The sequence below is a fragment of the Dapis brunnea BLCC-M229 genome, assembly GCF_050015995.1.
GTDB lineage: Bacteria > Cyanobacteriota > Cyanobacteriia > Cyanobacteriales > Microcoleaceae > Trichodesmium.
Genome location: NZ_JBNHEP010000266.1, coordinates 1 through 7,401, shown reverse-complemented (window position 1 = coordinate 7,401; position 7,401 = coordinate 1). Strand labels below are relative to the sequence as shown.

The window sequence follows — 7,401 nt, the reverse complement described above, 5'->3', positions numbered from 1 at the left end:
ATGGATGTGGAATTTTCCTTCTATTGCGGATAGAGCAATAGTTATTTCATTCCCTAAAGCACTCCAAGATGGATGTGGAATTTTCCTTCTATTGCGGATAGAGCAATAGTTATTTCATTCCCTGAAGCACTCCAAAGGTGGATGTGGAATTTTTCCTTCTATTGCGGATAGAGCAATAGTTATTTCATTCCCTGAAGCACTCCAAAGGTGGATGTGGAATTTTTCCTTCTATTGCGGATAGAGCAATAGTTATTTCATTCCCTGAAGCACTAGAGATACCATAAAAAAAATCCTAGTGCAGCATAGTCGGGAAGGATGTGACAATAATAATCAAAACTACAAACAATAATTTTGATTCTAATGACTATAGTCAGCTCTGATTCACAAAAATTAAACAAATACTACCAAGCTTTGAGTAAAAATGATATAACTTGGCATTGGCAAAAATGGCAAGGACTACCTTACCTAACCTGTAGCCTTTTACAAAACTGGCCTCATGGTTTTTTTACTCACCATTTTTTCCCTAACACACCAACAGAATTAGTAGATATATTACATCCCTCTGCTGAGGTATTTCGTGTCAAGCAAGTACATGGCAATACTATACTTACAGCACAGAAATCTACTCTTGAAACTGAAGCAAATTATGCCGAAGCTGATGGTCTGCTAACTGAAAAAGCCAAACAAGCAGTTTGGGTATGTACTGCTGACTGTGTTCCTGTTCTAATTGCTGACCAAAAAACTGGACAAGTCGCAGCCATTCATGCCGGGTGGCGTGGTACTGCTGCCAAAATTGTTCCGGTGGCATTGGCAGGTTTTGAGGCCCACGGAAGTAAATTATCTGATTTGTTAGTTGTGCTTGGCCCTGCTATTGCTGGAGAGGTTTATCAAGTCTCTGAAGAGGTGGCAGCTCAAGTGGGAGTGACTATTTTTCCAGAAACAGGGAAGGCAAGTATTGAAGATATTTTGCATTTTCTGGAGCTGTTGCCAAATTCGCCAATTTCATCCGATCCTGAACCTGGAAAAGTTCGCTTAGATGTTCGTTTGGTTAATATCTTGCAATTGGAACAATTAGGTATTGGTAATCAACAGGTGGCGATCGCTCCTTATTGTACTTATCAACAACCGGACTACTTTTTCTCTTATCGGCGTGAAAAACAGAAAAAGGTGCAGTGGTCAGGAATAGTTAGTGGCTGGGATTAAGTCAGAAGTAAGTACCTGGTGTTAACGAAGTCAGAAGTCAGAAGTCAGAAGTCAGAAGTTAGAAGTTAGAAGTCAAATTCTTACTTTGTTACGTGTGATAAAACTAGAAAAAATATTTAACTGATAACTGATAACTGATAACTGATAACTGATAACTGATTTATACCACTACCAAATTTTCTCCTTTGTCTACTTTCCTCCATTGTCTTCCAAGTAAGTGTCTCAAGCCATCATTTCAAAATTGATAGACCACTACCTATTTAATTACTAAATAAATAGGTTTTTGGCAGAGGAAACTCTAGTTCTGAGATTACTTTTTTTATGTAACCAAAATCAAATACTTTTGTAGCAAAGCTCTGCCTTTTGTATCTTGAAATCATTTTTTTGTTTTCCTTTGTGTTAACCTCAGACTTGAGAATTTGTTTTTTGATAGCTGGTAAAATAATGTTAAGCATTAAGATTATTCAGTAATTTATGCAGAGGTTAAGTAGTCAAGCAAGTCAAGCAAAATTAATTCTATATTTGATGGTCAGGTTAAGTAGGTAGGTAAAATTATTTTTAGATATACTACTATAAGTGCAGAAGTATATTTTTTGTTCTCTGTTCTTAGTTAAGCTGTTCCCTGCTGACCAAGAAATAAGGTCTCAACCCTCCCCTTTCCAGGGGATAAAAAAGGAAATTTCGGATTTCTAGCCGACTCTTTCAGCGGTCGGTACTGATAACTGATAACTGATAACTGATAACTCAAATGACCAATGTTAAATTAATTTTGCACAGGTACTTATTTGTAGAGTTAACTAGGCATATTTCTGGAAAAGTGGATAAGATTAAAATACTATAATTGAATATTGTGTCACAGTTTAAAAGATTATTAATAAATCCCTATGAGCAATCAGAGTCATTATCAACAACTTGGTCTCACTGAAGATGCTTCTTTTGAGGAAATTCAAGCAGCAAAGGAACGTTTGAAGCAACAGCATGGTGAGGATCGGAAAGTTATGGAAAATATTGAGGCTGCTTATGATGCTATTTTGATGGACCGTCTAAGGTTGCGTCAAGAAGGAAAAATTAAAGTGCCTGAGCGTATTAGGTTTCCAGAGAAGCAAACAAAAAAAGACCCTGATAGTTTGACTTCAGGGCCAACTAATCAAGCACCTGTTTGGGTACAGAATTTGATTGATACTCCTAGTCAAGCTGATATTCTATGGCCTACTGGTATATATGTGGTCTTAGGTGCAATTAGTATTTATTCTGGGGTTAGTCAAGCTTCTACTTTGCAGCTAACTTTGGCTTTGGGAGTTGGTGGTTGTCTTTATTTCCTTAACCGCAAAGAAAATAAGTTTGGCCGTGCTGTTTTGTTGACAGTTGGTGGTTTAATTTTTGGGTTGATTTTAGGGGGAATACTGAGTGCTTTGGCGACTGGTTTAACAACAGAAATATTTATTACTTTGGTAACTTTTTTGGTGTTATGGATGGTTAGTTGTTTTTTACGTTAGTTTTTGGCACAAGGAAGAATAAAGAAGTAAGAAGGAATAGAAAAAACAGATACAGTATATTCCAAGGAAGAGGTACAAATATTAAGGTTCAAACCTATCCAGTGCGGGCATCTTGTCCGCAAGTAGTGTACCTGATTGAGATGAAATTTGCTATGGGTTAATTCTGGTGTTTGGCTCCTAAATCTTTCTTATTTTTTACCGAAAAGTTATAGCTGGTAGGGTAAGGAAATTTTGAATAATTGATTTTCTGTAAGATCGAGTAAATCTTGAGGAATAGAGATTTTTGAGACTCTGCGGTCTAAAGACGCGCAGATTCTCCCGGCTATACCTGAAAGGGTCACTCAAAACCCATTTCTAGCACCGATCATCTAGCCTGTTGCTTTTGCTTCAGGCTACTTATTTTTTTCTTTCTGGGTACTACCCGACTTCTATAGGCGAGGGCGTCCTGGGATTACTTGCCCTCCGCGGAACCCAACTTTTTACGGTTTGAGAAGAGCCGGCATTTCTCCTTGACTAGGGTTGCGTCCACCCGGCTTTGAAAAGACGGGGCTACCAAACTCCCGAACTTTTTCGGTGTTGACATCCGCTCCAGCCTAAAGGCGCGGAGATTCATAGTGAGCCTTAGCTCTTCAGTGGGTTGACGTTTCACAGGCTGCTGCTACTTTGGCAGTAGTCTTACACTGGCCTCCATGTCCGTTTAATGTCTCGGACTGCCCGCCCGCGACTAATATGTTTATTGCTGCGTTGGTATCTCTATTGTGCTTACTACCATAGTTGAGACCCAGTTTTTCGGTAAATCAAGTAGTTTTTCTACCTTAGTTTTGATTATAGCTTGTCAGGTAGGGTGGGCAACTCTACTTTTAATAATTAAGGAATAAGGAAAACTAGATTATGGTTTCTACTCTAGACTTTTCTTCTTTATTATTCAAAAATCATAGGATGTACCCAGAAGAACAATATTGTTAATGTAAGCATTCAGCTATTAGCTGTCAGCTCTTAGCAATAATACCTCGCCCTTAAGGAGACAGGGCTGTTTCATTCTCTTGAAATACAGATAGGGAGATAGGGAGATGGGGAGATGGGGAGATTTACAGGGGTAGGTTTTTAACAAAGGAGCGATCGCTCCCTTTAATTCAATATAAAATCATCTTAATTCAATATAAAATCATCAAAAAAATGTACTTTTTTATACAATAAATACCTATAAACTCCCCCCTCCTCCCCCTCTTCCCCCTCTTCTTTTAGATCAAAGGTAAAAAACCTACCCCTGTGAAGATGGGGAGATGGGGAGATAGGGAGATGGGGAGATGGGGAGAAATTCGTTCCTAGTTTGTCTCAAAATCATCAAATTTATCCCACAATCATCATTGTCCATTAATCAATTATTAGTCCTGCATAGCCGTACTCATGAGAATAATCAGTTAGGCTTTAGTTAGCTAATTCCTTCCATAAGGGAGTTATAGCAATCCGTGCATAGGTTGCGGGTAATCAAAAAGTAGATAAAAAAAACCGACACTCTCACCTGTTAAGTGTTCCCAGTTAAGTGTTCCCTAAAAGCGGTAAGATTTTTATACACAAATATACAGGGGATTGCTATATTTAGTTGTATTTTGCCATTTTTCTACCTCCAAATCCCTCCTGCACCCAAAAAAGCTAAATTCTTGCTTTTTGAAACAGCCCTACCCTTGAGAATGCGGTTAAAATGAATATAGACTGTAAGGTCAAGATAGCCAACTTTTGTCGTCAGATTGAATTCTGGTTCAATTAATAAAGCTTTTATCGCGCACTAATAACAATAGCTAATAGCTAATAGCTAATAGCTATTAGCTAACGGCTGAATGCTTACTTGTTAGTTATGATTTATTAATTGTCGAGAAGGGAAATTGCTGAGTCGGTTCTAAACTAACTCCGCTAATATTTTTCTGAGCAAATATATAATCTTTATCTAACCATAATGGGATGAAAGGAACATCTTCTCCTAATAATTGTTGAATTTCTATGAAAATAGCTTGGCGTTTTTCTTGGTTTTGCTCTTGACGTTGTTGTTGGATTAATTGATTTATCTGATCGCTATAATAAAATGAACCTTGAAATTGACTAGCTCCTTGTTCACAACCTTTTTCTTTTGAACCTTTGGTACATTCTAAAAATGGTTGGATATAGTTATCTGCATCAATAAAGTCTCCGTACCAGTCTAAGATAAATGTTTGATATACTCCTTTATCTAAGTTTTTAAAGGCGGTAGCTGCTTCTACGCTATTCAATTCTAATTCCATTAAACCTTCTAGTTTTTGCTCTACAGATGCTTTTAATGTACTGGCTGTTAATTGTCTTTTAGTGGAATTTGCAGCATACCAAATTTCTATTTTTGCTGGTTTTTCTGGAGAATATCCTGCTGTTTTTAATAATTCCTTGGCTTTGTTAAAATTTCCATCTCCATAGTTTTCTTGAAACACTGGTTTATAGCCATTAAATTTTGTCGGAATTAGACTATACACTGGTTCGGCTTTTCCTTGTAAAACTCGTTCATTTAGTAAGTTTCTATCAATAATAGATGCTAAAGCTTGTCTAACTGCTTTGTTGTTTAATGGTTCTGAGTTGAGATTTAAAACCATGTAATTAACTGTTTTACCATCTGTAGAAATTACTTGCCATCCTTGACGGGTAGCTTCTGCTTCTAAATTAGTAATTTGGTCGGTATCTAGAGAAAAATAAGCTACATCAATAGCTCCTGTTTTAAAGGCATTAAATAGGTTGGCTGAACTAGAAAATATTTGAATGTCAATCCCTTGATTTTTTGCTTTTTCTCCCCAATAATTTTCAAATGTATCTAACCGTAAAACGTCAGTACCATACTCAGCTAATTTATAGGGACCAGTGCCAATAAATGTATCGGGTTTAAATTGACTTTCACCTATTGTATAGGCTTGTGGGGAAATAGCACATAGACCAGAAAATGCTAATAAAGGAGTGAAAGCTGCAAAGGGTTTTTTCAACTTAATTGTTAATTGATATTCTCCTGTAGCTTCTACTGACTCAACCGTATTGGTTAACAAAGAAGAAGGTGGACCACTATTTTTAATAAAACGTTTGAAAGAAAAGGCCATTGCTTCGGCGTTGAAGGGAGTACCGTCATGGAATATTACCCCTTGACGAATAGGAATAGTATATGTCGTGCCATCTTCACTAATTTTTGGCATTTCTGTTGCTAGTTGGGGTACAAGTTCCGTTGTTCCTAACTTGTAACCGTAGAGGCGATCGCCTAAGTTATAGAGTAAGTTACCGGATATTACTTCGTAGGCATCTGCAGGGTCAATAGTCCGAGGTTTTAAAGTTGTGCCGATAGTAATGCGATTTGTATTTGTTTCTGTAGTTAGGGTATTATCAGGGTTATTCTGAGGTTGACTACAACTAATGACCAGGAAGCAGCAAAGACAAAACAAACTAACAAATTGAATAATTGACTGCCAGGAATGGTTGATTAAATTAAATGATTTATGTTTGACCAATTTGACTATTTACCTCTCTGATATCTGAACAATATAGCTTTAACATATTAAAAGGTACTAAGCTCTGGGTTTGAGGGAAAAGCGGTGCGACCCCGGGTCGGCGTTTCGCGGAGCGACTTGAATTGCGGAGCTTGGAGTAGGATGGGATGGGGAAGTTTCCCTCTAAATGCAGAGCCGCTCCGAAGTGCGCCATATCCAATCTCCCCTTGAGAAGAAAAAAAATTCCTTTTAGCCAATCCTATCTGTTATAAGAAGAGTTCATTAATGGATAATGGATAATTGATAATTACCTCTGGTTAAAACCGTACGGGAATTGAATTATCGGAAATATTATTTCTTTTCTCAAGGGGAGATTGGATATGGCGAGGAGACCTCGCCATCCCATCCTAACGGACTGCTCCGCAAACGACCGCTTTTTCTCCTTGCTCATGAGAGGCTTTAAACCATAATTATTTAATTATTAATTGTTGAACCCCTATTACCAAGCGTGATAAATGTTTGTTACAAATGGTAGAGACTTTGCATCCAATGTCCGTATATCAGACCGAAGTTGGAAGACCGAAGTTGAAGTAAATATTCAAAAAAAAGGGAAAAATGATAGATATAGCTGTATAAAATGAATTGGAGCAGCTCTTTTTAAGAGTATCCAATCGAGATGCACATTTTTGTAGCATTCTTTTTTTAAAGTGATATATTTCCTAAATGCTGCGAATATTTTGTTAACTAACCTACCGAGGATTGCTATCTTAGCTAGTAACCATTCAGCTATTATCAGAACTCAATTTTTTTGAGAATTAACTCAGGATTGTTTTTCAGAATACTTATATTAACTGAAGAGCTACTTATTTATGCCAAAAATTATCTCGAATATATCAATAATAATTTCTGCTTTCAAGACAAGACGAGCTTCATTAATGGATAATTGATAATGAATAATTGATAATTACCTCTCCCTTTTAGGGAGAGGATTGACGTTTAAGGAAAAAATTTATTCTCTTGGTCGATTGGAGGCAAGCGAGGAAACCTCGCCATCCCATCCTAACGGACTGCTCCGCAAACGACCGCTCTCTTGGTCGATTGGATATGCCGAGGAGACCTCGGCATCCCATCCTAACGGACTGCTCCGCAAACGACCGCTTTTTTCCCCTTGAAAGGGGAGGCTTCAAGGCTTGAATCATCTAATTATTTAATTG

The 7,401-nt window shown here is 37.5% G+C and carries 3 protein-coding genes; 2 read left to right on the top strand and 1 reads right to left on the bottom strand.

All coding sequences use genetic code 11. The features are described 5' to 3' along the window. Positions 1 to 360: 360 nt before the first annotated feature. Together pgeF and ACP6PM_RS30520 are read left to right on the top strand one after the other, a co-directional pair. Complete coding sequence (gene pgeF / locus ACP6PM_RS30525) at positions 361 to 1,203, top strand: peptidoglycan editing factor PgeF (RefSeq protein ID WP_426590635.1); 843 nt, start codon at positions 361 to 363, stop codon at positions 1,201 to 1,203. 884 nt (positions 1,204 to 2,087) lie between these two features. Beyond that, a complete protein-coding gene (locus tag ACP6PM_RS30520; protein ID WP_426590634.1) occupies positions 2,088 to 2,699 on the top strand; it encodes a CPP1-like family protein in 612 nt (203 codons plus the stop codon). 1,853 nt (positions 2,700 to 4,552) lie between these two features. Here ACP6PM_RS30520 and ACP6PM_RS30515 read toward each other — a convergent pair. After that, the gene (locus ACP6PM_RS30515; RefSeq protein ID WP_426590633.1) at positions 4,553 to 6,208 is read right to left on the bottom strand and encodes an ABC transporter substrate-binding protein; all 1,656 of its coding nucleotides are present in this window, start codon (positions 6,206 to 6,208) and stop codon (positions 4,553 to 4,555) included. Between the last annotated feature and the right edge of the window lie 1,193 nt (positions 6,209 to 7,401).